The organism is Paenibacillus sp. FSL R7-0204 (genome assembly GCF_038002225.1).
Taxonomy (GTDB): Bacteria; Bacillota; Bacilli; order Paenibacillales; family Paenibacillaceae; genus Paenibacillus_AQ.
Genome location: NZ_JBBOCA010000001.1, coordinates 1,908,649 through 1,932,946, shown reverse-complemented (window position 1 = coordinate 1,932,946; position 24,298 = coordinate 1,908,649). Strand labels below are relative to the sequence as shown.

The following is a 24,298-nucleotide window of genomic DNA, read 5'->3' as shown; positions in this document are numbered from 1 at the left end:
TAGGGGGTTTTACCATGTCTCTGATCAGGCGTCTATTCTCATGGAAAATATCTAGTCCGGTATTATCGGGTTTAATCCGCTCGTTCCTGTGGATGATGCTGGGTGCGTTCATCCTCTCCCTTCTGCTCTGGGGCAGCGGACTGCAGGAACAGGATCTCACCATGTACACCTACATTGTCCACGGCGTGGCTGCCGCATTCGGAGGCTTGACCGCAGGCAGCAGAGCCATCCGCAAAGGCTGGTACCAGGGCGCACTCACAGGCATGTTATACGGACTGGCTGTACTGTTGATCGGATTCCTGGCGCTTGACAGTTCTCCGGGAGGAATGGACTTTCTGTGGGTTCTGGCAGCCGCAGGCATTAGCGCACTTGGAGGAATGTTTGGAGTTAATTTACAGAAATCCTAATTAATATAATTTTCCGAAAATTGAAACCTTCCCTTGAAAATATGGTACACTACCTATGTCTGACTTCATATGAGCGATTATCAAGGAGGCTTCGAATGCTTTGCTGTACCAGTCCATGAATCTTGTAGTTGTATATACCGTTGCCATTGTTGTGATTTTAATCTGGATCGGCGCACGGCGCAATCCGCTGATGGCCTTAGTTGAAATCGGGAGAGAGCTCCTGAGGTCCTATAAATTCACACTCATTATTATAGGAATGTTCAGCATTCTTGCCCTGAATAAATATGAGCTGCAGATCGAAGAAAAGATGCGGCTGACCGCAGATTACACAGGTTTTATATTCGGCCTGGAGGGGCATTTCGTCCGGATGGTTCAAGAGCTGTTCTACGCTCCCTGGCTGACACCGGTAATTGTCTTCTTCTATATCTTCATGCTGCAAGCCGTGCTGGCGGCCTCGCTCGGGGTCTATCTGCTGGATAAAAATCGTGTGATCCTCTATGCGACCTGCTACACCATTATTTTAACCTATGCCATCGCTATTCCGTTCTATCTGTACTTTCCGGTCAATGAGGTGTGGTCCTATGCGCCCGCCGGGGTACGATTCATCATGCTCGAAGTTTTCCCCAAGTTTGAACAGGAATACCGGCCGCTATCCGGCCTCAATAACTGCTTCCCGAGCCTTCATACTGCTATCTCCGTATCTATGGCCTTGCTGGCTTACCGTTCCGGCAACCGCCGCTGGATGGTGATCAGTACAATCTCAGCCGTTATTATCGTTTTTGGAATCTTCTATCTCGGCATTCACTGGCTGACCGACATGATTGGCGGCACCTTGCTGGCTGTGCTGTCCACGGCTATCGCCGTACCGCTTGCCAAGCTTACCCTGCGCAGCGGGGAACAGGGCTTGAGAGTGCGGGGCCGGGTCACCAATACACGTTAAGGCCCTCACTTCCGCATATGGCGTATAAAAAAATCGGCGTCTTCTCCTAAGAGAAACGCCGATTTTTATGTAATTTGGTAGAGACCCTTACATCTTGTCTTCTACTTCCACAACCGCGTGACTGATCGAGCCCCGGTCAAAGGTCAATCGGGTCACATCATTAACCCGCAGAATAACGATGTCATCCGAAATCTCCATGATTGTTCCGTGCAGACCGCCGATGGTAACTACCTTATCGCCCTTCTTCAGCGCTTTGAGCATTCCGTTACGTGCCTTGGTCTTCTTCTGCTGCGGACGAATCAGCAGGAAGTAGAACACGACAAACATCAGTACAAAAGGACCCACAAGACCCAGTATGCTGCCTCCGCCGCCTGTACCTGCTGCCATATAAAACTGTGACATATCATTTCCCCCCTTTCAAGAATAAACATGAACACTCCGTACGCTCTAGAAGCCTTTTAGATTATCATATAATCCGTATTGTGCAAAAAACTCATCGCGAAAATCAAGCAGCCGATCTTCCATGATGGCTTCACGCACTTTACGCATCAATTCCAGCAGGAAGTGTAAGTTATGGTACGTTGTCAGCCGCAAGCCGAAGGTTTCATCGGCCTTAATCAGATGACGCAGATAAGCGCGGGAATAGTTCCGGCAGGTGTAACAGGTACACTCCGGATCCAGCGGCCCGAAATCACGGGCATACTGCGCGTTGCGCACGACGAGTCTCCCCTGACTGGTCATTGTTGTTCCATTACGGGCAATGCGGGTAGGCAGAACACAGTCGAACATGTCTATTCCGCGGATTGACCCTTCCAGCAGCGCATCCGGTGAACCTACGCCCATCAAATAGCGCGGTTTCCCTTGCGGCAGCAGCGGAACCGTGTAATCCAGCACTTCGTACATAAGCTGCTTGGACTCTCCGACGCTGAGTCCCCCAATAGCATACCCCGGGAAATCCATGGAAGTCAAATCAGCCGCGCTCTGGCGGCGGAGATCCTCATGCATGCCTCCCTGTACGATGGCGAACAGTCCCTGGTCATTCGGACGGGCATGGCTTTTGAGGCAACGCTCAGCCCAGCGTGTGGTGCGTTCGAGCGATTTCTTCACATACTCATATTCTGCCGGATAAGGCGGGCATTCATCGAAGGCCATCATAATATCGGAACCGAGCGCATTCTGGACCTCCATAGCGACTTCGGGAGACAGAAACTTCTTGTCCCCGTTCAGATGGGAGCGGAAATGAACCCCTTCTTCGGTGATCTTACGCATGTCACTCAGAGAGAATACCTGGAAGCCGCCGCTGTCGGTCAAGATCGGGCGGTCCCAGTTCATGAACTTATGTAGGCCGCCCGCTTCGCCGATGATCTCATGACCCGGACGAAGGAACAGATGGTACGTATTGCTCAGAATAATCTGTGCTTCCATCTGCTTAAGCTCTTCAGGACTCATCGTCTTGACAGTAGCCTGGGTGCCCACCGGCATGAAGGTTGGTGTGTCAATAATTCCGTGCGGGGTGTGGACTCTTCCGAGACGGGCCCCGGATTGCTTACAGGTCTTAATGTGTTCGTAAGTGATTGCTGCCATTGGTTTAACCCTTCCTCTTGCTTAATAAATGAACATTGCATCGCCGAAGCTAAAGAACCGGTACTGCTGCTTAATCGCTTCTTCATACGCGGCGAGAATCAGCTCCCGGCCAGCCAAAGCGCTTACCAGCATGACCAAGGTTGACTTGGGCAGATGGAAATTGGTAATCAGTGCATTAACGACAGTGAATTCATAACCCGGATAAATAAAAATATCCGTCCAGCCGCTGCATGCCTCTATCGGCCCGCCCTGGCATTGTCTGCCTACGGTCTCCAGGGTCCGGCAGGAGGTTGTGCCTACAGCTATTATTCTTCCGCCTCTTGCTCTGGCTTCATTGATCACATCCGCTGCTGCCCGCGACAGCTCGAAATACTCGGCATGCATGACATGCTCTTCTACTGTCTCGACAGACATCGGACGGAAGGTCCCGAGACCGACATGAAGTGTGACATAGACGATATTCACACCGATGGCTGCAATCTGCTCCAGCAGCTCTGTGGTGAAATGCAGTCCGGCTGTCGGCGCTGCCGCCGAGCCTTCGTGCTTGGCATAGACCGTCTGATACCGCTCACGGTCATCCAGGGTTTCCTTAATATAAGGAGGGAGCGGCATGGATCCGAGCCTGTCCAGAATCTCCTGGAAAATCCCCTGATAGATGAAGCGGAGTGTCCGCCCGCCCATATCTGCCTCTTCCTCAATCACGGCACGAAGCTCTTCGCTGAAGACAATGACCGCTCCGGTCTTCAGCTTCTTGCCCGGCTTCACCAGCGCCTCCCAGCGGTCCCCGTCCAGATTCTTAAGCAGCAGGACCTCGGCCTTGGCTCCGGTATCTTCCTTGACTCCGAACAGTCTGGCGGGAATAACCCGTGTATCATTAAGGACAAGCGTATCGCCCGGACGGAACTGCCCCAGTATATCCGTGAAATGACCGTGGTCCAGCTGCCCGCTCTCCTTGTCTACCATAAGCAGTCTGGATGAACTGCGGTCGGCAAGCGGAGTCTGGGCAATCAGCTCCTCCGGCAAATGGAAATCATAAAGTTCAACATTCATAATAGGATCTTCATTCCTTAATTCTTAATTATAGTAACGTTATTAAAATAGTGTTGCAATATTTGCTTATAATCATACCCTTTGTCAGCCATTCCCTTCACGCCCCATTGGGACATGCCGAGTCCGTGTCCGTAACCCCAGCCGATGAAATAGAAGCCCGGACTGCCGGTCACGACTCTTGAGGTCTGATCCGCACCCATCACAACTGTTCCGTTGCCGCTGGACGTCACTTGGCCCGAGGCAGACAGCACTCCGGCCGGGCTTGCGCTGCCGATAGCAGCTGTAGAGCCGTCAGCGCCTAATACAGTATAACTGCCGGCAGGTACAATATCAAACAAGGTACTGGGCAATCCGCCGAAGGAGGAACGGAACAGATCAGGGTACTTCACCTGCAGGATCTGGCCGTTCGCCTTGACCTCCACCGCTCTTCCCGATGGCCCGCGCCGGGTAACCTCCAGAGTGGTTATAGAAGAGGGCAGAGAGCCGCTGGTCTTGCCGGCCAGGCTCTTCAGCAGCTCGGCTGAAGAATACGGGCCCTTGATCCAGCTGTAGCTGCCGGATTCATAGACCTGATTCAGCACTACGGCGTTCTGGCCGGGATTCAGCTTACCTGCCGGAGCAGCACTGCTGTCTACAACAGGCAGCGGCCGGATATTCACATCCTTGGCTGTGGCTGTGGCAATGGAGAGCCCTGCGGCTGTCTTATCGCCTGTTAATTTGATGTTATCTTCCCGGGCATAGCCGGAGACGCCGCTGTCCAGCAGTACATAGTACCACTTCTTGGCCGAACCCACTGCAGCCACATCCTCTGCGCTGGCCACACTGGCATAGTTGCCGCCACTGTTCCATACTTCCGACGGGTCAGCCGTAACACCGCCGCTGTTCGAGGAGAATACCGCCTCTACAACCTTGCCGCCGCTCTGCAGCACTTCACCTGCCGTTGCATCGACCGCCTTGATGATTGTGGGTGCTTCTGCACCGATTCCGTTATAGACCTGACTGAGCGTTGTATCCACCACATTGGCAACATCGAAGCGGTTCCCTTGGGACAACGCGTAGCTGCGTGCCGCTACAGCCTGGGCCTTCAGCGCCTCCTCAGGCCAGCCGGAGGATACCTCTCCCCCCACTACCGCGTACAGATATTGCTCCAGCGGAACCACGTTAATGACAGACAATGAACCATTCAGATTGCCAAGCTCCATATCGCCGCGGTAGATCCGCTTGGACCTTTCTGTAAGCATAATTCCCTTATCATTGCCGGACAAAATGAACTTTGCGTTACTTCCGGATAACAGGTAATGAAAGGCCTGAACTTCGCTGTTGAAATCGAGCCCTGCATCCATGCGGATCATTACTCCGGGTGCACCCGGAGCCACAGGCGTCAGAGCAAGCTGAGGAAGCAGCGCTGCTGCCGAAGCAGAGACCGCCGCAAGCTCGCTGTCACTTGACGCCTCGCCTACCCATACCTCGGTCCGCGCACTGCCGCCCTCACCGGATATGAATACCGGCCAGGCATCTAAGCCGGCAGTCGTCAGGCTGCCGACTACCGCCTGGGCTTCCTCTAATGTAGCGTAGGAGCCCGCAGACAGATGCTTGGTGCCGGCCACCGCAGGGGTCTGTCCCTCTGGAATCGCCAGACCGGCTTTGAGGACTGCGTTCAGCCCGTTATTGGCTGCACTCTCACTGGTATAGCCTCCAGTGTATAGCTGGTATACCTTGGCTCCGCCTCTCGCAGCCATGAAAATCTGCGGCTTATTGGAAGAAGACTGGAGCTTCTTCGCCGCATCCGCAGCGGTCTGCCAGCTTGGCGTCTCCAGCACCTTCACCCGGAACCCGTCCAGACTGACACGGACCTTGTTCTGGGCCGGAACCGACAATAACGGGCTGCCGCCGGCTGCCGGAAGCAGGCTGAAGCTCTGCTCGGACTGCAGGGTTACCAGCGGTACGGTAGATTTATATTTGCTGCCAATGTCGGCATACAGTGCAACCCGGATGGGCCCGCCGGAATCGGCGCGGGCGTGATCTGCCGGAATGAGAAGACTGCCTGCTGCAAGCAATGCAGCCAGCGCCCCCCGGCCCAGCAGCCCGATTCCTGTTGTTGTCCACTTCGCAAGTTTCATTGTAGGCCTCCTATAAATTATTAGTGATATATCAACTTTGGTTTGTAGCCCAAACAATACGTAAGATGTTGTACTATGGGCAGGATTCTCAGCAATCAATTCTGCTGCGGAGGAAGCGGAAGCCCAAGATGATGATATGCCGCAGGCGTAACAATGCGGCCGCGCGGCGTGCGCTGCAAGAAACCAATCTGCAGCAGATAGGGCTCGTATACATCCTCAATGGTCTGGCTCTCTTCACCTATCGTAGCGGCGATGGTATCCAGTCCAACAGGACCGCCCCGGAAAGAGCTGATCATGGATTGCAGCATCTTATGGTCGATGCTGTCCAGTCCCCGGGGGTCCACCTGGAGCATCTTCAGCGATTCGGCAGCAATCTCCGGGGTGATGATTCCATCGCCGCGGACCTGGGCGTAATCGCGTACCCGCTTCAGCAGACGGTTGGCAATCCGGGGTGTCCCTCTGGCCCGCAAGGCAATCTCTTCCGCTGCGTCGCCCAGAATCTCGATGCCCAGCAGTTCAGCGTTGCGCGCCACGATGAAGCTCAGTTCATCGATGGTGTAATACTCCAGCCGGCTGACCACTCCGAAGCGGTCACGCAGCGGAGCAGACAGCAGTCCCGCGCGTGTCGTCGCCCCAATGAGCGTGAAGGGCGGCAGATCGAGCCGGACCGACCGTGCGCTAGGCCCCTTGCCGATCATAATATCCAGCGCGAAATCCTCCATCGCCGGATACATGACCTCCTCCACCGTCCGGTGCAGACGGTGAATCTCGTCAATGAACAGCACATCGCCTTCCTGAAGGTTTGTCAGCAGCGCGGCCAGATCGCCGGGCCGTTCAATTGCCGGGCCGGAGGTGGTCCGCAGATTGACTCCCAGCTCGTTGGCAATAATATTGGCCAGCGTCGTCTTGCCGAGGCCCGGAGGCCCGTACAACAGGACATGATCCAGTGCTTCACTGCGCATCTTTGCCGCTTCTATATATATTTTCAGGTTCTCTTTCACCTGGTTCTGGCCGATATATTCACCCAGATAACGGGGGCGCAGACTTAATTCCACCGCCTGCTCGTCCATCATCAGATTAGCCGATATAATCCGGTCATCCATTCTTCCTCACTCCGTTCTTCAGGGACCTATCCTATTTGGCGATATACAGCAGCCCCAGCGCCCTCTTCATTAGCACATCCACCGGTCCGGTATCCGTGCCTTCCTGCTTCATCTTCAAGTGCACCCGGTCCAGCTCGGCATCGGTGTATCCAAGTGCCTTTAGCGCATCTCTGGCTTCTTCCCACGGGAGCGCCTCCGCCTTACTCTGCGCTTCAGCCGCTACTGCGAACAATCCCGTCTGCAGGGCTGCCCCGCCGAAGCCGTCCAGCTTGTCCTTCAGATCCAATATCATCCGCTGCGCCGTCTTCTTGCCAATTCCCGGCAGCTTCGTCAGGAAGGTGATATTCTCCTGATAGATGGCTGCGATCAGCTGGTCCGGCGTTCCGCCGGTCAGAATGCCCAACGCGACACGCGGGCCGATGCCCGATACCTCAATCAGCTTACGGAACAGCCGCTGCTCCTCGCGCGACGGGAATCCGAACAGCAGCGTAGCATCCTCGCGGGTCTGATAATGAATGAACACAGTCACCGGACCCTCAGTCTTGGCAAAAGCATACGGGTTCGGGCAGAATACCCGGTACCCCACGCCCTGCACATCCAGCACAACATATTCCGGCTCCAAATGCGCAACCGGCCCTCTAAGAAAATCTATCATTTTCGCAATACCTCATTTAATTTGGAATTAAGACTCACAGAATGGGCATGGCATACCGCCACCGCCAGCGCATCCGCCACATCATCGGGCTTCGGTACAGCCGTCAGCTTCAAGAGCAGCTTGACCATCTCCTGCACCTGCTTCTTCTCCGCCTTGCCGTAACCGACTACAGCCTGCTTCACCATCATTGGGGTGTATTCTGCCACCGGCAGCCCGCGCTGCACGGCTGCCAGAATCAGCACCCCGCGTGCTTGCGCCACCGGTAAGGCCGTGGTCACATTGCGGCTGAAGAACAGCTTCTCTACCGCTACCGCATCCGGCTTATATTTATCAATCAGCTGCACCATGCCTTCATAGACATGCAGCAGACGCTCTTCTTCCGGGGTATGTGCCTCGGTCTGGATGCAGCCGTATTGGACCGGTGTTAATTTGTTCCCTACCTTATCTACGAAGCCAAAGCCGACAATCGCCAGCCCCGGATCAATCCCCAAAATGCGCAAGATCCTTCTCTCTCCCCTATGCCCGGGCGGATAATCCGGCCCTAAAGCGAACATATGTATTCCTTCCACCCATTATAGCAAAAAAAATTCCCCGGGAGACAAAAAGTTTGTCCCCGGGGAAATGAAACATGCATAACACAACAAAGACCCGCAGGCCACGCGCCCGCGAGTCTTCATACTACTGATTCTGATCTTAAAGTCTGCTCCGTGGTCTGACTCGAGATCTGCCCTGAGTCTCTCCTGTGCTCTCTCTCCCTCACTCCGCATGCATCACCTGTTCCGAGGAATCTCGCGCATAGTCGCTGAAGGTGGAGAGTACGCTGTTGTACTCCTCCAGATCCTGCACCCGGATGCCCTGATGAAGCTGCTCCCAGATGCCCTTAGGCAGAGAGGATTTGATCGAGCCCATGTCCATTTGGAAAAAGGTCTTCATGACCCGCTCCGCCTCGGGCGGTCCTTGGAACAGAGTCAGGTTACCTTGCTCGTCCACCCCGAAGTAGGCTTCTTTTTTGGTCAGCGGCGACAGGTCATTGACCCGCTGCTCCAGCCACAGGTCCCCTCCCCCGCTAATCCAGCCGCTCCAGCCCGCATGCCGGACAATCAGTTCGTTAAGCTGGGCCGGGGTCTGCTTACCGGGCAGGGTCTGCACCTCTTCACCGGCTACATAGAGGGTCTTGAGATGCACCGTTCTGCTGATGGCTTCCTTGTGCACAGCCTTAAGCAGCTCTTGACTGTTCATCACGGCGGCATCCTCTTCGGTATCATCGTCTGTATGGTTATATACGGCGGCTACAGCCGGTAAGCTGCTCCCGGGCTCCAGGTTCTGCCCTGCATTGCCGCTCAGGAATGACGAAGATTCAAGCAGCGAGCTGATCTCTTCCGGAACCTGCATGCCGCGCCAGGCGAGCAGCGTCAGCACCAGGCATGCAGCACCTACCCAGGGCGCTTTCTTCCAGCGTCTCCACCGCCGCCACAGTTGTTTTTTCAGGCGAAAAGCATTCACGTTAATCCCTTCATTCTGGTTTTTTCCTATTGTGACCTGTGAAGGGATCATTTATGCGTAAATGCTTGAAATTCATCCCAGCTTGAACTCAATCCGTGCGCTGCGGATTCTCTATCGTCCCAAGGAACAGCGTGACTCCGCTCTGCGCGTCCCGGATCATGAACAGGAACGGCCGGTTGACGTTCATTTCAAAGGGCATGTCTACAGGTGGCGCTGATCCGGCACGCATATCAATTACAGTGGAAGCCGCCGCTTCCGTTCCCCGTTCGTTTACATCGATATAGGTTTTGTGGATGACCTGTTCGAAATAGATCGGGCTGTCCAGATCCGACATAAGGGAAAAATCACCCCGGCCCGGGTCAAAGGCAAGCTTCACACCCAGCGTCTGCAGGACCTTGGAGAGTTCTGTACCATAGCTGGCCGTGAATCTTGGCAGCAGCAGCGTCCCCCGGGAACTGGTGTAATCCTCCTCCAGCGGCAAGCCATCCGCTTCCAGCCCGTCCGTAAGCTCCTGCAGCGAGGATTGCTCACCCGGGAGGATCACTATCATCTCCATCTGTCCCTCTCCGTAGGGAAGCTTAACCGCCTGCCAACGCTCATGAGTGGCATACTCGAACATACCGCTCCGCTTCATCATCATTACCTGCACTGCCGGTCCGTCCGGAGGATAAAAGTCCGCCTGCTTCGTAGCCTCTTCCTCGAACACATCCTTCCAGCCGCCTTTGAAATACAGAGCGTTGACCAAGACAGCCACAGCCTGCGGTCCGGGCGGCTTCGTGAGCATCTCCTGAATCTTGTCCCCCGTATGGTCTGCCACCCATCCGTTAATCTCCTTTACAGACTTCTCTGCCTCCAGGTCCGTAGTCTTAATCTGCGCATCATAGAAATCCTTACCGGTCTTGAGGTAGTCCCTCCGCAGCGGCAAGCCCTTCATACCCCAGACTGAATTCGCGATCTTCAGCTCCACGCCCGGTCCTCCATAATTCAAGAGCTTCATTAATGACTGATGGCCGGTATTCAACTTCTGCCGTTCGTCCGGGGTATAGCCGAGCAGCTTCCCCAGCTCCTCTGCCGTCTCTCCGGCACTGCCGTTATAGGCCAGGGCCAGAGCGGCAGCGACACTGTACGGGGATATCGTCAGGTTCCCGCTCCCCTGCTTCCTTAACTGGCCGAACAGCTTCACGCCCAGCCGGTTGCTGCTGTCAGCCAGACCTGAATCCAGCTTGGCTGCGGCAGCCTGTCTCTCCGGGTAGCTCATGCCCGAACCTCCTTCACTACAGCCGCCCAAGAGAAAAACGGCCAGTATAAGTATGGATAATCTTTTGCCCATGCCAATCTCCTCCCTGAATTCATCCGTAACTTCTCTACCCACTGACGCTGCGGATTGGGAAAAGTTGCAAATTCATAGCGGCAGGCATACAAAATTGCTATTCATTATATTGAAGGCTTATCTTTCTATGCCATCATTTGCTATACTCTATATTAACGAAAAAAGTTAAAAACTAAAACAAAGGGGATATCCTTGATGATTATTCAGCCAAAAACACGCGGCTTTATCTGCACAACAGCTCACCCGGAGGGATGTGCCGGACAAATACAGGAACAGATCGATTATGTACGGTCCCAAAAGAAGCTTACCGGCCCGGTGAACGTGCTGGTCGTCGGCGCTTCCACAGGCTATGGACTGGCTTCGCGGATTGCCGCTGCCTTTGGCGCAGGCGCGAACACTATCGGCGTCTTCTTCGACAAGGCTGCTGAAGGCACCCGCACCGCCTCCGCAGGCTGGTACAATTCTGCTGCCTTTGAACGTGAAGCGGCTAAGCAAGGGCTGAAATCCTTCAGCATCGTCGGCGATGCCTTCTCGGACGCCATCAAGACTACAACGATTGAGCTGATCAAGGCCGAATTCGGCACCGTTGATCTGGTCGTGTACAGTGTAGCCTCCCCGCGCCGCGCCCATCCGGTAACCGGCGAAGTGTTCTCCTCGGTGATTAAGCCAGTAGGCGAATCCTACTCCAACAAGACGATGAACTTCCACACCGGAGAAGTCACCACCGTTACCATTGAACCGGCTACAGAGGATGAAGTCCGCCAGACCATCGCCGTAATGGGCGGAGAAGACTGGGGCATGTGGATCAGCCAGATGCAGGAGGCCGGTGTGCTTGCAGACGGAGCAACTACCGTGGCGTACTCATATATCGGACCCAAGATTACGCATCCTATCTACAGGGATGGAACTATCGGCCAGGCGAAGAACCATCTGGAGCAGACCGCCATTGCCTTGAACGAGCAGCTCTCCGCCACAGGCGGCCGGGCCTTCGTATCCGTGAATAAGGCACTGGTTACCCAGTCCAGCTCGGCTATCCCGGTAGTGCCGCTGTATATCTCCGCCCTGTACAGAGTCATGAAGGAGAAGGAGCTGCATGAGAACTGCATCCAGCAGATGTACCGTCTGTTCGCGGACCATCTGTATAACGGCGGTAAAGCCGCTGCGGACGGCAGCCACCTGATCCGCATTGACGACTGGGAGATGCGCGAGGATGTGCAGATCGAGGTCATGAGACGCTGGAATGAGCTGGAGACAGATAATGTGCCTGAGCTGGCGGATCTGACAGGCTATCAGGATGACTTCTTCCATCTGTTCGGCTTCCGTACCGAAGGCGTAGACTATGAAGCTGAGACAGACCCCGCTGTAGAGATTCCTAACATGGTATAAAAGCTTGACGTTTGCTGTACACAGCGCAAGGAAGCCGTCCCCTCCCGGGAGCGGCTTCCTTTGCGTAAAGATAAGAATTTATATGCTTCGCGCTATAATTATCCTTATCTTTCTCGCTGAAACGGTACCGTCCTTTAAAAGGACGGCAATGCCGTTTCCACTTGTCTATCCAGCCTGTGGCGCGGCCTGCGCCACGAATGGTCACAGCCACGCCGGCCTATTCGTCCCGGAGCCGCTTCTGGTACAGCACCAGAGACACAAGGGTCAGCACGGCTGTCCACGCTGCAATGATTAGGAGAGGCGGCCACACCTCTGCCGCCGAATAACCCGCTGGGCTCAGGTTCAGCAAATGTATCAATTGGCTGCTTGGCATGTAGTCCAGCACTCCTAATATTGGATAATCCTTCGCCAATAATGCTCCCCACGGTGCGCCCATGAAGATGAAGGCTACCGGGATGATGGATAAGGACGCATCAAGCAAGGTTTTGGAATAGAGACCGCAGATCGTCCCGGCTGCAGTGTAAAGTACTATGGAAAGCACGATCGCGGCTACGAATGCCCCTACATTCGCCGGCTCATAGCCAAACAACAAGGCAGAGATGGTGAGAACCACCGTAGACATGACAAAGACCAGACTGCTTTTCCCCATCAGCACATCCATTGTTGTAGCCGGAGTCATCATGAGTGTCCGCAGTGTGTTACGTTCCTTCTCTTCCGCAATCAGACAAGCTTGGGCGAAGCAGGTCAGCAGGACAAACGAGCTGTTGAACAGAAATCCGGCCGCTCCCGGCAAGGATGCACCTGCGCTTTTGAACAGCAGCGCAAACAGAATCGGAAACAGCAGCATAATGGACAGCGCATAATTGCGCGAGAATTCCTTATAATCCTTCACAAAGATCGCGCTGGCCCGCTTATAGGAGATGTTCATAGCAGCTCACTTCCCGTCATTTTGATAAAAATATCACCCAGACTCGGTTCCTTCGTCTCTACCTGTTCAATAAGTCCCCGCTTCATCCAATCCGCGATCCGGTCCGCCGTATCCCCGTCCACCGGAAGCTCATGAACCTCACCGCTGGTCAGCTCCACCCGGATTAGGTTCTCGCTGTGCTGCCGCTTCAGCTCCCGCGGAGAGCCGATGGTCTGGATGCGTCCCTGATAGAGAATCGCCACACGGTTACAGAGCAGCTCCGCCTCCGCCATATTATGCGTGGTGATGAAGATGGTGGTGCCCTTCTCATTCAGATAACGTAAGCCTTTATAGATATGCGCTGAATTCACAGGGTCCAGTGCCGAGGTCGGCTCATCCAGGAACAACAGCTCCGGCTCATGGATAATGGCGCAGGCCAGCATCACCCGCTGACGCATCCCTTTGGACAGCGTATTTGTTTTCTTCTTGCGCTCACTGCTCAAATTAACGAACTGCAGCACCTGATCCACCGCAGAGCGGGGAAGATCATACAGCTTCCGGTACAGCTCCAGATTCTCCTCTATGGACAACCGCTCGTACAGGCCGCTGTTATCGGTCAGAATGCCAAAACGCATCTTCTGGGCCGACTGCTGCATCGCCTCCGCCGGCTGATCGAATACTTTGGCCGCTCCGCCTGTCGGCTTCAGCTGTGCAGTCAGAATCTTGATCAAGGTGGTTTTGCCTGCACCGCTCGGACCGAGGAACCCGAAAATCTCCCCTTTTGGAATACTGAAGGACACCTCTGTCAGCGCATCTCTCGCCCCGAAGGTCTTGCGGACCTGCTCTACCTGAATAACCGCCATCTTGCCACATCCTTTAGTTGTTGATAGCTTAACGTTATCCAGAATCCAGCCTTTCAGCCACCAAAAACGGGTGAATTGTACCCATTCCGGCCTGAACGGTACTTTTTACAGCTTAAGCAGCGCCTTAAGTTCCTGCAATTTGGAGCGGGATAACGGAACCACGGCCTCCTTGCCGGTGTTCAGCCGCAGACTGTAGCTGTTCTTCGTCCAGGTAATGATCTCGCGTACCTTTTGCAGATTGACGATGTAGGACCGGTGGCACCGGAAGAAGCCGAAGTTCAGCAGCCGCGCTTCGAGCTGGGTCAAGGTCAGGGCACAATCATAATGCTCACCGCCGACATGAACCAGGATAGAGCCTTCTACACTTTCTATAAAATCAATCTCGGGCGGGTCAAATAGAATCACCTTATCCTCCCGTTTGGTCGAGACCTTCTGCAAGGTGATGTTGGCCTCATCCTGCTTCTGTGCCTCCTGCCTGTCCTCTTCCGAATCGCGGATATCCAGCTGATGAAGCCCGGAACCGCTCAGCCGGTAGATGACATCACAGGAGATCAATGCATCCTCCAGATTTGAGGTCAGAATGAGTATCCTTTTCTGCTGCGACAGGTCATCCAGTATCCGCTTCAGCTGGCGGCGGTCCTGCTCCTCCAGGTAGAAATACGGCTCATCCAATACGAGCGTGGACTGATGGGCGAAAAAAGCCCGCAGCAGGGTCACATACACCCTTTTCGAAGAGCTGAGCTGCATCAATCTGACCTTACGTTCCTCCTTCAGCGCAAAATAATCAGCTAACACTGCCGCCCGCTCCTCGCGTCCCGACATCCGGATCAGAAACGAGATTAGCTCCTCTACCGTCAACCGCATATATTCGTTCTGCCCGGCCCACGACAAATAATTGCCGGATTCCCGGGACAATTGCTTCATTAATAACTGCTTGCGCCTCAAATCTGTGATAATACCAACCGAAGGGTTCGCAGACAGATCAAGCTCGAGCTTCGGCATAATTAATTCTCCGTCTTCATAAATAGGTTGAAATTGCATATCTTCCTCCCGCTCCAGGCTCTCTAGGATATATAATGCAATTATAGAGTTATGCCATGTATTTGTCAGGTACGGCCACTATCAACGCACAGGAAGGCGGATTTCTGCGATGGGACTGCATGCTCAGGGTTTTATCATCTCATTACTCGTATTACTGCCGAATCTCATATTCATATTCTTCCCGCCCCGGAGTGCTCCCCGCTCCCTGGATTCCGTCCCGCTGGTCTTCACGCTCCTGGAGCGGGCAGGCCAGATCACCTGCTTCATGATGCCCATTCTTTTCGGCCGAATGATTTCTGCTCATTCCCTGGGGGTATCTGCCATTCTGATGGCACTCTGCCTGCTGGTTTACTACGGCTGCTGGGTGCGCTATTACCGGAGCGGGAGAGCTTTTGCGGTGCTGTTCAAGCCCTGGCTGGGCATCCCCGTTCCTATGGCCGTCTTCCCGGCTCTCTATTTCCTGCTGCTTGGCTTATGGCTCCAGTCCTGGTTGTTCGTTGTTCCAGCCTGTCTGTTCGCCGCCGGTCATTTAGTCAACAGCTGGAGCGTCTACGGGCAGGTCCGTTCATAGCAGATCCGCAATATAACTATAGTTTTGCGCAACAAACCTACAGCTTGACCGGCTTATAATATGGTTAAGCACACTATAGCGATATTATGGAGGTTATGGCGGGTATGATGAACTGGGAGCAGGCGATTGAGCAGACGCTTACGACTACGCGGCTTAATGTGAAGCGATTTGGTGAGAGGTTTCCGATTGTAAGTATGGGGGACGGCAAATATCATCTGACCGACCACACCAACTGGACGGAGGGCTTCTGGCCCGGCATTCTGTGGCTGAGCTATGAATACAGCCGGGACCCGGAGATTCACGCCGCCGCTATCCAGGCGACAGATTCCTTCCGCCAGCGCATGCTGGACGGGCAGGCGCTGGATCACCACGATATCGGCTTCCTGTACTCGCTCTCGGCCAAGGCCCGCTGGATCGCAGACAAGGATGAAGCCTCGCGTCTGCTCGCCTTGCAGGCAGCGGACCAGCTAATGAAGCGCTGGCGCCCCGGTCCGCAGCTCTTTCAGGCTTGGGGACCCGAGGGCGATGAAGACAACGGCGGACGGATTATCATCGACTGCCTGATGAATCTACCGCTCCTCTGCTGGGCCAGTGAACAGACCGGCGACCCGGTCTATGCCAGGGCTGCCCGTATCCACGCCGAGACAAGCCGCCGCTTCCTGGTGAGGGGCGACGACTCTTCTTACCATACCTTTTATTTCGACCAGCAGTCGGGGGATGCCCTTCGCGGGGGGACGGCGCAGGGGTATCAGGACGGCTCCACCTGGACGCGGGGACAGGCCTGGGGCGTCTACGGCTTCGCTCTCGCCTACCGCAGCTTCCAAGATCCGCATTATCTTGAAACCTCCAAAAGAATGGCCCGCTACTTCGTGGAGCATCTCCCCGCCGACCATGTGGCCTATTGGGATTTCGATGCTCCGCAGCAGGAAGACACCCCACGCGACAGCTCCGCTTCCGCCATCACGGTATGCGGTCTCCTGGAGCTGCTGGAGCATCTGCCGCAGAATGATCCCGACCGGGACTATTTCAGTAACGCCGTGAACAAATCCATGGACTCGCTGATCAATCACTACTTCACTGCAGGCCACCCATCTGAAGAGGGATTTCTGCGGCACGGCTCCTATTCGGTCAGAGGCAACGCCTCCCCGGACGACTTCATGATCTGGGGCGATTACTTCTTCCTGGAGGCGCTGCTGCGTCTTGCGCGGGGGGTTCCGGGGTATTGGTATGAACGGGGAAATAGTGAATTGACAAATCAGATCTAACGGGATGATTTAAAAAGATAACAGACAGCTGAAATAGTTCAGCTGTCTGTTTTATTAGATGCGCAGTTCTAATATAACCTTAGCATCCGCTGATCATAACGTGAGAAGCCCCATTTACTTGAGTTCAATCCTTTGACAATTTATCATTTTTTTCATGATTTGTATTTTATTATTATTCCGTTACTGTTAGTCTTAAGCACAGGAGGAGGAGCGCGGGTGAACACGCTTATTCAGGAGTCAATACTGATAAAGCTCAACAAATATATCCATAAGGGGAAGAAGACAATGAAGGCAGACGGAAGACAAGTACGGAGCAGAAGCTATATGAATAAAAGAGTGTGCGGATTGTGGCTCATCTGGGTGGCCGCCATCCTGTTTGCGGGGCTGCTTGCGGGGGGAGCGCAGCTGATCTCCATGCCGGTATTTTCACTCGGGTATATGGCCGGTTTTTTCTGGATCTTGACCGGCAAAGCGGTCAGCCGCAAGCTGTCCTACGGACCGCAAACGGCCTTTCAGGGCAAAATGACTCTCTACTCTATCATTCTAATGTTCGTGATTATGGTGCTGGTAGGCGGTCCTCACTTCGGGGACGGCAATTACCGGATGGTCTGGCTGGGGGCTTTTTTGGCGATAGGTCTTCATTTCATTCCGATGGCCTGGGTGCATGGACGTTCCATGCCTCTGCTGGCCGTCCTGCTAAGCGCTAATGCTGTGGCGGGGATGGTGTGGCCGGAGCTTTCTTTTCACGCCCTGGTCTATGTAGATCTTGCTGTCAAAGTGCTCTGGGGGACTCTGCTCCTCTTGTCCGGCCGCCCGGCTGCTGCTGCAGAACCGTTCGAAAATTCTTCGAATATCGCCAACTAAACGGAAATCAAATGGAAATCCAGAAATATATTGTCTAGCGGACTCAGATAGCGTATAGTATATTCCCATGTTGGAAGGGAGCGATTACTATGCTGAACAGGATTGAATCATTTCAAGGCTCCAGGCATTTCCGTCTGCAATATATTGCAGATAGCACCGTTGCAGCGGTTGCGGTTCCAGGCACAGGCTCACTCGCAAACGCGGCCATTATTGACCTGGGGGGACTCACTCTGGTGGTGGACACATTCGCGACGCTGGAGGCGGCTCAGGATTTGAAGGCTGCGGCTGAGCATCTCACAGGGAACCCTGTATCCTATGTAATCAACACACACTGGCACAGCGATCATACCACTGGCAATCAGGTGTTTGTGCCTGACGCTCAGCTGATTGCAACATCCGGCACCCATGAGATGATGAATACATTCTCCAGAGACCGGGTAGCCCAGTACCAGAACAACAGAGAGAAGATGCTGGAGGCGATTGGAGAAGCTGAATTGCAATGCGGGCAGGAGACAGATACTAAGCTTCAGCAGGAAATGGCCTGGGAGAATGCAACGGACCGTGAATTTGTGAATATGCTTCCGCAGCTGGTGCATACGGTGCCGACGATAACTTTTGACCGGCAAATGACCATTCACGGCAGCAACCGCAGCGCCCAGCTCATTACATATGGCGGAGGGCATACGCAGAGCGATGCTGTTGTGTACCTTCCTGAAGATAAAGTGATCATCATCGGGGATCTGGTGCTCTCGAACCACCATCCGGTGCTGGCTAATGCCAACCCTCAGGAGTGGCTGCATATTTTGGAGCAGATTGAGCGGTTGGATGTGGAGACGATCATACCGGGGCATGGTGAAGTATGCTCCCTCCAACAGCTTCATGAGGTGAAGGGATACATAAGCAGAATGATCGCCATCGTGACCGAAGCCGTTCAGAATCAGCAGAGTATTGAAGAGATCGTAATACCTGAAGAATACCGGGCTTGGTACTTCACAACCTATTTCAAGACAAATTTGAATAAGCTGTATGACCTGATTACTACGTCAGAGGAGTAACAGAGAGCATTCGGCATACATCGTATAACCAGACAAGGCAAGAAAAGAAGAGCACATCCCTTCTTTTCTTGCTTTTCTCTATGCACGCTGTGCCTTCCTAAGTACAAAACATAGCGTGTCTGCTCCCCCCGTATACGGACTGCCGCAGCTATCATCGTAAACACTGTCCAGTTGGAATCCCCAAGGCAACACTTCCTCCGCAAGGGTCACCTGTGTAAACACCGTGTTCCAGATCAAATAATGATGCAGCTCATAATCGGTAAGGATGACGGTCTGACGGGCCTCCACGGTATGCCCCTCGAAGAAATAAGACGCTTCGAGACATACATGCGGTTCAGCATTCCAAAAACCTCCGTCTGGATACACCCTCCACGAGGTACTGTCCTGCTTACTCCAATTCGTCTTCTGCGTGAACACATCGAAGATAAACAGACCGCCTGGCTTTAAGGCACGGTATACCTTAGACAGCAGGGTGTTTCGCTCACTTAGTGTAAGCGCGCCGTAATCACAATAAATCAAGGTGATGCTATCGAACGCTTCGGTATAATTCAGCTCCAAATAATTCTGATAGATATACCGGCTCCGCGTATCATGCTCTTGGGCATAGGCGATTGAACGTCTTGAGAAATCAAGTCCCGTTACATTATACCCCTGTTCAGAGAGACGCTTGGTATAGAGTCCCGGTCCACAGCCAAGGTCAAGAATACGGCTCCCCGGCGGGATCAGACGGCTAAGCCACTTCACTGAACAGTCAATATCGCTGTGCCTGCGGCTCGCCGCTTCCCAGTCCGGATTCAGATGAGCTTCCAGCATTTGCTTCGAGATATGCCCGTCATTCCAAAAGGGTTCAACGCTTCGTTGCCAGAGCGCAGGTTGTCTTGCAAGTGAAAACAGGTGATTTATCATATGGTTTCCTCTCATAAAAAGCTTTCGGCCCGTTATACTCTCATTAACTCCCCCTACCTAAATAGTATGCGATCCTCTATGTCTGTCTCCAGGCACAGAATGATTAAAATAAAAGTTGCTGCTGCGGGGTAGTGAGCCTAATCGTATAGCACTTCCACCCTTTATGACTTCCAACCATCCTCCCCGCTAGCTTCCCTTACACCCTCACCCGTGTTATATATGTACTTAACTGAACAAGATAAGGAGAGCCTTAAAGATGCCCAAAATTCTGATCGTGGAAGATGATCCGAAGATTGCAGACCTGCTGCTGTCAGCGATTGAGAAGTATGGTTATGAGGGGGGCAGGGTCAAAGATTTTCGTCAGGTGCTACAAGAATTTGAACAGGTAAGGCCGGATCTGGTGCTGCTGGATGTGAATTTGCCCAGCTATGACGGGTATTACTGGTGCCGGCAGATCCGAAAGATCTCTACTTGTCCTGTGCTGTTCATTTCGGCGCGGGACGGGGAGATGGACCAGATTATGGCGCTGGAGAACGGCGGGGATGATTATATTACGAAGCCCTTTCACTCCGGGATTGTACTGGCCAAAATCCATAGCCACCTCCGCCGGGCCTACGGGGAATATGCGGCAAAACGCGAGGAGCTGATGCTGGAGAAGGAAGGGCTTAAGCTCTATCTGGAACGGCTCGAATTGCAGTATGGACCGTCGGCTGTGAGCCTAACCCGCAAGGAATCGGATCTCACCCAGAGCCTTATGGAGCGTTATCCGAGAGTAGCCAGCCGGGAAGCCCTGCTGGAGAAGCTGTGGGATCCGCAGGCATTTGTGGATGAGAACACGCTGAATGTGAATATTGCACGGGTGCGGAAGAAATTTCAGGAGCTTGGGCTGGAAGATGCCGTGCTTACAGTCAGAGGTTCGGGCTACCGGCTGAACCCAAGCTGGTCTGAGGCTAAGCGATGAAGCTGTTTATCCGTGAGCACGCGCTATTGTTGGCGGTTCAGCTGATGCAATTCGCTGCTATATTGTCTATTTACTGGCTCGACGGCTACCATGATCTGCCCACCGCGCTCTATGCAGTATTCATAGGCTTCTTCTTTCTCGGCTGCTACCTGATCTATCAATATATCAGCAGGCGGCGTTATTATCTTCGGCTCAGCAGACCGCTTGCGGCACTGGACGAATCCTTCCAGACCCTGGAGGACAAGCCTGCCTCTAAGGCGCTGGAGCAGCTGCTGCACTCCCAGTACCGCCACTATCAGCAACAGCTCACTGCGGTGAAGCTCCAGCAGGAGCAACATCTAACCTTCATAGACCAGTGGGTGCATCAGATGAAGACCCCGTTGTCGGTAATAGAGCTGAGTGTACAGAACCTTGACGAGCCGGAGGCTGCCAGCATCCGGGAGGAGCTGGAGCTTATGCGGCGGGGACTGCACACTGTGCTGTACATGGCCAGGCTGCGGGCGTTTGAACAAGATTTTCATATTAAGCCTGTGGTCCTGCCGAACTTGATAAGCGAGGTGGTCCATGATCACAAGCGGCTCTTCATCCGTAACTCTATCTTTCCCGAGGTGAATGTCTCCTCTTCCGGCATTACCGCCCAGAGCGATGAGAAGTGGCTGTTCTTCATGCTGTCCCAACTCATAAGCAACGCCATCAAGTATTCCGCAGCAGCGGACAAGACAGGCAACGGACAGAAGGTTACGGTATCCTGCTATCTCCGGGGAGCGGACGCGGTCATTGAAGTGAAGGATCACGGCATCGGCATTCCGAAGTCCGATCACAAGCGTGTATTCGCCCCCTTTTTCACCGGGGACAACGGGCGGGGACTGCGGGAATCTACGGGAATGGGACTGTACTTGACCAAAGAGGCGGCCGACCGCCTCGGACACCGGCTTGAACTGGAATCGGCGGTTGGCATGGGAACGGTGATGAAGATTATTTTGACGGCCCATCCTTAGCTTACAGACATGTAATAAAAGTGAAATCTTAATCGATAGTTGAGATGCTGCCGTCTCCGGTATAGTGGTTACAGAACAAGTGTGTTGCACACATGGAGGGGGAGTACAGCCATATGCTGGAGGTAAAAAAGGTCAGTAAAATATATGAAGGAAATGTGGCCTACCGGGCATTGACCGACATTGATTTAACCATTGCCGCCGGAGAGTTCGTGGGGATTATGGGACCCTCCGGCAGCGGAAAAACAACGCTGCTGAATCTGATTGCCACAGTGGACGTTCCGACTACCGGGAGCATTATGATCAATAACAAGGACACGGGCAAGCTGGACAAAAATGAGCTGGCGGTATTCCGCCGCCGCGAGCTGGGCTTTGTCTTTCAGGATTTCAATCTGCTGAACACCCTGACTGTGGAGGAGAATATAGTGCTGCCGCTGACACTGGACGGAACCCGGGTCAGTGAAATGAAGCAAAAGGCCCGGGAGATTGCCGGTAAGCTGGGGATCAGCGCCATTATGAAAAAACGTACCTACGAGATCTCCGGCGGACAGGCCCAGCGGACAGCAATCGCCAGAGCCATGATTCATTCTCCGAAGCTGCTGCTGGCCGATGAGCCTACCGGTAATCTCGATTCCAAGGCCGCCAAGGATGTGATGGATTTGCTGGAAACGCTCAACCGGGAGCAGTCCACGACGATGATGCTTGTTACTCATGATGCAGTAGCCGCCAGCTATTGTCACCGTGTGGTATTCATCAAGGATGGCAGGTTCTATACGGAGATTCACTGCGGGGATAACCGCCAGAGCTTTTTTCAGAAAATTATTGATACACTTTCGCTGTTAGGGGGATACAGCCATGACGTTCCGCCAGTTCGCATTCCGTAATGTCTCCCGGAACACAAGGCTATACACCGCCTATTTTCTCAGCAGCATGTTTACCGTAATGGTCTTCTTTACCTTTTCCATCTTTGCCTACCATCCGGTGCTGAGCGGGGACAATATTCAAACCAGTGCGGCTCTGGCGCTATCGGTCTCCAAATGGGTGATCTATGTGTTCTCTTTCTTCTTCGTGCTCTACTCCATGAGTGCATTTCTGCAATCGCGCAAAAGGGAGTTCGGGCTGATGATGATGCATGGCATGACGGTCCGGCAGCTGCGGCGGATGATCTTTCTGGAGAATATGATCGTCGGGTCAGGCGCCACGGTCAGCGGCATTGGACTCGGCGTTATCTTTGCCAAGGGGATTCTGCTTGCCGGGGAGAATGTGCTTGCGCTTAATGAGCCGCTGCAATTCTATTTTCCGTTCAAGGCGATGGTGGTGACGCTGATCTCCTTCCTGCTGCTGTTCGTCATGATCTCCCTGTTCATCTCTACGGTGCTGCGCAGCGGCAAGCTGATCACGCTCATCCATTCAAACCGCCAGCCCAAGCCGGAGCCGAAAGCCTCGCTTCTGCTGTCGTTGCTGGTGGTAACGCTGCTGGGGATCAGCTACTTCCTGTCCCTTCGGGCGAGTGGTCTGAGTGTAGTGGTGCTACTTGCACCAGTTGTCATTATGGTGTCGATCGGTACCTATCTGCTGTTCACACAGCTCAGTGTGTACCTGATCCGTAAGCTGAAGGCGCGTGAGCAGCTATTCTGGCGCAGAACCAATATGCTGCTGCTCTCAGATCTTTCCTACCGGATGAAGGACAACGCGCGTTCCTTTTTCCTGGTCGCCATCATCTCTACCGTATCCTTCAGCGCGATAGGAGCTTTATACGGATTCCAGTCGATGATCAACGGCGCGACTACGCAGAAGAATCCCTATCTGTTCACCTATCAGTCCTTGGACGGAGACGGCAAGGCACAGGCCCATATACAGCTTATTGACCAGAGCCTTGGCAGAGCCGGGATTGCCGCCGAGAAAACAGGTCTGGAGCTTAACTACTATAAGGCTGCGGATGGCAGGACAATGATTCTGGTGAAGCAATCCGAATATAACCGCTTAGCAGAGCTGATGGAGCTGAAGCCTATACAGCTTGCCGCAGAAAAAGCCGCAGTTGTAGATTTCGGGCTGTCCCGCAAGGGGGAAGAGATGCTCCACCAGCCGGTCGAGCTGCAGCCAGGAATCGTCATCGAGGCGGACCAGGCTGTCGTATCTTGGGCGGTACGGGGGGTCAGCGGTTACTACATCGTCCCTGATGAGTGGATCGGCAAGCTTGGACAGCCGCTCAAAGTGAGCCGTTATTATGCATGGCACGGAGCGATTGGACAGCCGGGAGCAGAGAAGGCAGGTGCAAAGCTGACAAATGAGCTTCCCTATGACGAGAGGTATACTTTCTATGCCCTCGAGTATTTAACCTCCAAGACTAATGACAGCTTTGGCCCCGTGATGTTCATCGGTTTTTTTGTCGGGATCGTATTTTTCGTCTCCGCCGGCAGCTTTCTCTATTTCCGGCTGTACAGCGATCTGGATGAAGACAAGCAGAAGTTCAAGGCCATCTCCAAGCTGGGGCTGAGTGATAAAGAGCTCCGCCGGATATTGAACCGGCAGATCAGCCTGCTCTTCTTCGCCCCGATCGTGGTCGCGCTTGTGCATGGAGCCGTTGCCCTTACCACGCTATCACACATGTTCCAGTACTCCATATTCAGGGAGTCCCTGCTTGTGCTGGGCCTGTTCTTCTTCATTCAGGTGATCTACTTCTTCATTGTCCGCCTGTTCTACACGAGGCAGATCCGGTCCGCGTTGGCCGGATAAAAGGCTGCAAAACACAAACAAGCGCCCTTCCACAGGAAGGGCGCTCTTTCCGTTAA

The 24,298-nt window shown here is 53.8% G+C and carries 24 protein-coding genes; 11 read left to right on the top strand and 13 right to left on the bottom strand.

Features of this window, described 5'->3' with window-relative positions; genetic code table 11:
- Window positions 1-14: 14 nt before the first annotated feature.
- Both MKX42_RS08695 and MKX42_RS08690 read left to right on the top strand, forming a co-directional pair.
- The gene (locus MKX42_RS08695; protein WP_340752150.1) at window positions 15-407 is read left to right on the top strand and encodes a TIGR04086 family membrane protein; all 393 of its coding nucleotides are present in this window, start codon (window positions 15-17) and stop codon (window positions 405-407) included.
- A 100-nt stretch (window positions 408-507) separates the two neighbouring features.
- Complete coding sequence (locus MKX42_RS08690; RefSeq protein ID WP_340752149.1) at window positions 508-1,347, top strand: phosphatase PAP2 family protein; 840 nt, start codon at window positions 508-510, stop codon at window positions 1,345-1,347.
- Window positions 1,348-1,434: 87 nt separating this feature from the next.
- Here the strand turns inward: MKX42_RS08690 and yajC are convergent, their stop codons facing one another.
- The 9 genes from yajC to MKX42_RS08645 all read right to left on the bottom strand — a co-directional run bounded on the left by yajC (window position 1,435) and on the right by MKX42_RS08645 (window position 10,692).
- Window positions 1,435-1,749 carry a preprotein translocase subunit YajC gene (gene yajC / locus MKX42_RS08685; RefSeq protein WP_036732365.1) on the bottom strand — a complete coding sequence of 105 codons (315 nt, stop codon included), beginning with the start codon at window positions 1,747-1,749 and terminating at the stop codon, window positions 1,435-1,437.
- A gap of 45 nt (window positions 1,750-1,794) precedes the next feature.
- On the bottom strand, window positions 1,795-2,931 hold the full coding sequence (gene tgt, locus MKX42_RS08680) for a tRNA guanosine(34) transglycosylase Tgt (RefSeq protein WP_340752148.1): 1,137 nt from the start codon (window positions 2,929-2,931) through the stop codon (window positions 1,795-1,797).
- A gap of 21 nt (window positions 2,932-2,952) precedes the next feature.
- Window positions 2,953-3,981, bottom strand: a complete 1,029-nt coding sequence (gene queA / locus MKX42_RS08675; RefSeq protein ID WP_340752147.1) for a tRNA preQ1(34) S-adenosylmethionine ribosyltransferase-isomerase QueA — start codon at window positions 3,979-3,981, stop codon at window positions 2,953-2,955.
- 17 nt (window positions 3,982-3,998) lie between these two features.
- The gene (locus MKX42_RS08670) at window positions 3,999-6,101 is read right to left on the bottom strand and encodes a SpoIID/LytB domain-containing protein (RefSeq protein ID WP_340752146.1); all 2,103 of its coding nucleotides are present in this window, start codon (window positions 6,099-6,101) and stop codon (window positions 3,999-4,001) included.
- Window positions 6,102-6,196: 95 nt separating this feature from the next.
- A complete protein-coding gene (gene ruvB / locus MKX42_RS08665) occupies window positions 6,197-7,204 on the bottom strand; it encodes a Holliday junction branch migration DNA helicase RuvB (protein ID WP_036732369.1) in 1,008 nt (335 codons plus the stop codon).
- A gap of 31 nt (window positions 7,205-7,235) precedes the next feature.
- Window positions 7,236-7,859, bottom strand: a complete 624-nt coding sequence (gene ruvA, locus MKX42_RS08660) for a Holliday junction branch migration protein RuvA (protein ID WP_340752145.1) — start codon at window positions 7,857-7,859, stop codon at window positions 7,236-7,238.
- Window positions 7,856-8,359, bottom strand: coding sequence for a crossover junction endodeoxyribonuclease RuvC (gene ruvC / locus MKX42_RS08655; RefSeq protein WP_036690559.1), 504 nt, complete (start codon window positions 8,357-8,359; stop codon window positions 7,856-7,858). The genes ruvA and ruvC overlap by 4 nt, the downstream gene beginning before the upstream one ends.
- 256 nt (window positions 8,360-8,615) lie before the next feature.
- Window positions 8,616-9,362, bottom strand: a complete 747-nt coding sequence (locus MKX42_RS08650; RefSeq protein ID WP_340752144.1) for a BofC C-terminal domain-containing protein — start codon at window positions 9,360-9,362, stop codon at window positions 8,616-8,618.
- A gap of 88 nt (window positions 9,363-9,450) precedes the next feature.
- Complete coding sequence (locus MKX42_RS08645; RefSeq protein WP_340752143.1) at window positions 9,451-10,692, bottom strand: serpin family protein; 1,242 nt, start codon at window positions 10,690-10,692, stop codon at window positions 9,451-9,453.
- 195 nt (window positions 10,693-10,887) lie between these two features.
- On the opposite strand from MKX42_RS08645, the gene fabV reads away from it, so the two are divergent.
- Entirely contained in the window at window positions 10,888-12,078 is a 1,191-nt protein-coding gene (gene fabV, locus MKX42_RS08640) for an enoyl-ACP reductase FabV (RefSeq protein WP_340752142.1), read from the top strand.
- Between the two features lie 217 nt (window positions 12,079-12,295).
- On the opposite strand, the gene MKX42_RS08635 is transcribed toward fabV, so the two are convergent.
- The 3 genes from MKX42_RS08635 to MKX42_RS08625 all read right to left on the bottom strand — a co-directional run bounded on the left by MKX42_RS08635 (window position 12,296) and on the right by MKX42_RS08625 (window position 14,889).
- Window positions 12,296-13,006: an ABC transporter permease gene (locus tag MKX42_RS08635; protein WP_340752141.1), complete on the bottom strand. Its 711-nt coding sequence runs from the start codon at window positions 13,004-13,006 to the stop codon at window positions 12,296-12,298.
- Window positions 13,003-13,848, bottom strand: a complete 846-nt coding sequence (locus MKX42_RS08630; RefSeq protein ID WP_340752140.1) for an ABC transporter ATP-binding protein — start codon at window positions 13,846-13,848, stop codon at window positions 13,003-13,005. The genes MKX42_RS08635 and MKX42_RS08630 overlap by 4 nt, the downstream gene beginning before the upstream one ends.
- Window positions 13,849-13,953: 105 nt before the next feature.
- The gene (locus MKX42_RS08625) at window positions 13,954-14,889 is read right to left on the bottom strand and encodes a LytTR family transcriptional regulator DNA-binding domain-containing protein (protein WP_340752139.1); all 936 of its coding nucleotides are present in this window, start codon (window positions 14,887-14,889) and stop codon (window positions 13,954-13,956) included.
- A 109-nt stretch (window positions 14,890-14,998) separates the two neighbouring features.
- On the opposite strand from MKX42_RS08625, the gene MKX42_RS08620 reads away from it, so the two are divergent.
- The 4 genes from MKX42_RS08620 (at window position 14,999) to MKX42_RS08605 (ending at window position 18,644) form a co-directional block, all read left to right on the top strand.
- Window positions 14,999-15,460, top strand: a complete 462-nt coding sequence (locus tag MKX42_RS08620) for a hypothetical protein (protein WP_340752138.1) — start codon at window positions 14,999-15,001, stop codon at window positions 15,458-15,460.
- Window positions 15,461-15,564: 104 nt separating this feature from the next.
- On the top strand, window positions 15,565-16,725 hold the full coding sequence (locus MKX42_RS08615) for a glycoside hydrolase family 88 protein (protein WP_340752137.1): 1,161 nt from the start codon (window positions 15,565-15,567) through the stop codon (window positions 16,723-16,725).
- A 324-nt stretch (window positions 16,726-17,049) separates the two neighbouring features.
- On the top strand, window positions 17,050-17,589 hold the full coding sequence (locus MKX42_RS08610; protein WP_445669303.1) for a DUF6609 family protein: 540 nt from the start codon (window positions 17,050-17,052) through the stop codon (window positions 17,587-17,589).
- Window positions 17,590-17,678: 89 nt separating this feature from the next.
- Window positions 17,679-18,644 (top strand): MBL fold metallo-hydrolase, encoded by a 966-nt coding sequence (locus MKX42_RS08605; RefSeq protein ID WP_340752135.1) that lies wholly within the window; start codon window positions 17,679-17,681, stop codon window positions 18,642-18,644.
- 78 nt (window positions 18,645-18,722) lie between these two features.
- On the opposite strand, the gene MKX42_RS08600 is transcribed toward MKX42_RS08605, so the two are convergent.
- Window positions 18,723-19,550 (bottom strand): class I SAM-dependent methyltransferase, encoded by an 828-nt coding sequence (locus MKX42_RS08600; protein ID WP_340752134.1) that lies wholly within the window; start codon window positions 19,548-19,550, stop codon window positions 18,723-18,725.
- A 256-nt stretch (window positions 19,551-19,806) separates the two neighbouring features.
- On the opposite strand from MKX42_RS08600, the gene MKX42_RS08595 reads away from it, so the two are divergent.
- The 4 genes from MKX42_RS08595 to MKX42_RS08580 all read left to right on the top strand — a co-directional run bounded on the left by MKX42_RS08595 (window position 19,807) and on the right by MKX42_RS08580 (window position 24,242).
- Window positions 19,807-20,511, top strand: coding sequence for a response regulator transcription factor (locus MKX42_RS08595; protein ID WP_340752133.1), 705 nt, complete (start codon window positions 19,807-19,809; stop codon window positions 20,509-20,511).
- Window positions 20,508-21,509, top strand: coding sequence for a sensor histidine kinase (locus MKX42_RS08590; protein WP_340752132.1), 1,002 nt, complete (start codon window positions 20,508-20,510; stop codon window positions 21,507-21,509). Before MKX42_RS08595 ends, MKX42_RS08590 begins: the two co-directional genes overlap by 4 nt.
- Window positions 21,510-21,622: 113 nt before the next feature.
- Window positions 21,623-22,390 (top strand): ABC transporter ATP-binding protein, encoded by a 768-nt coding sequence (locus MKX42_RS08585; protein ID WP_340752131.1) that lies wholly within the window; start codon window positions 21,623-21,625, stop codon window positions 22,388-22,390.
- A complete protein-coding gene (locus MKX42_RS08580) occupies window positions 22,362-24,242 on the top strand; it encodes an ABC transporter permease (RefSeq protein ID WP_340752130.1) in 1,881 nt (626 codons plus the stop codon). Before MKX42_RS08585 ends, MKX42_RS08580 begins: the two co-directional genes overlap by 29 nt.
- Window positions 24,243-24,298: the final 56 nt, after the last annotated feature.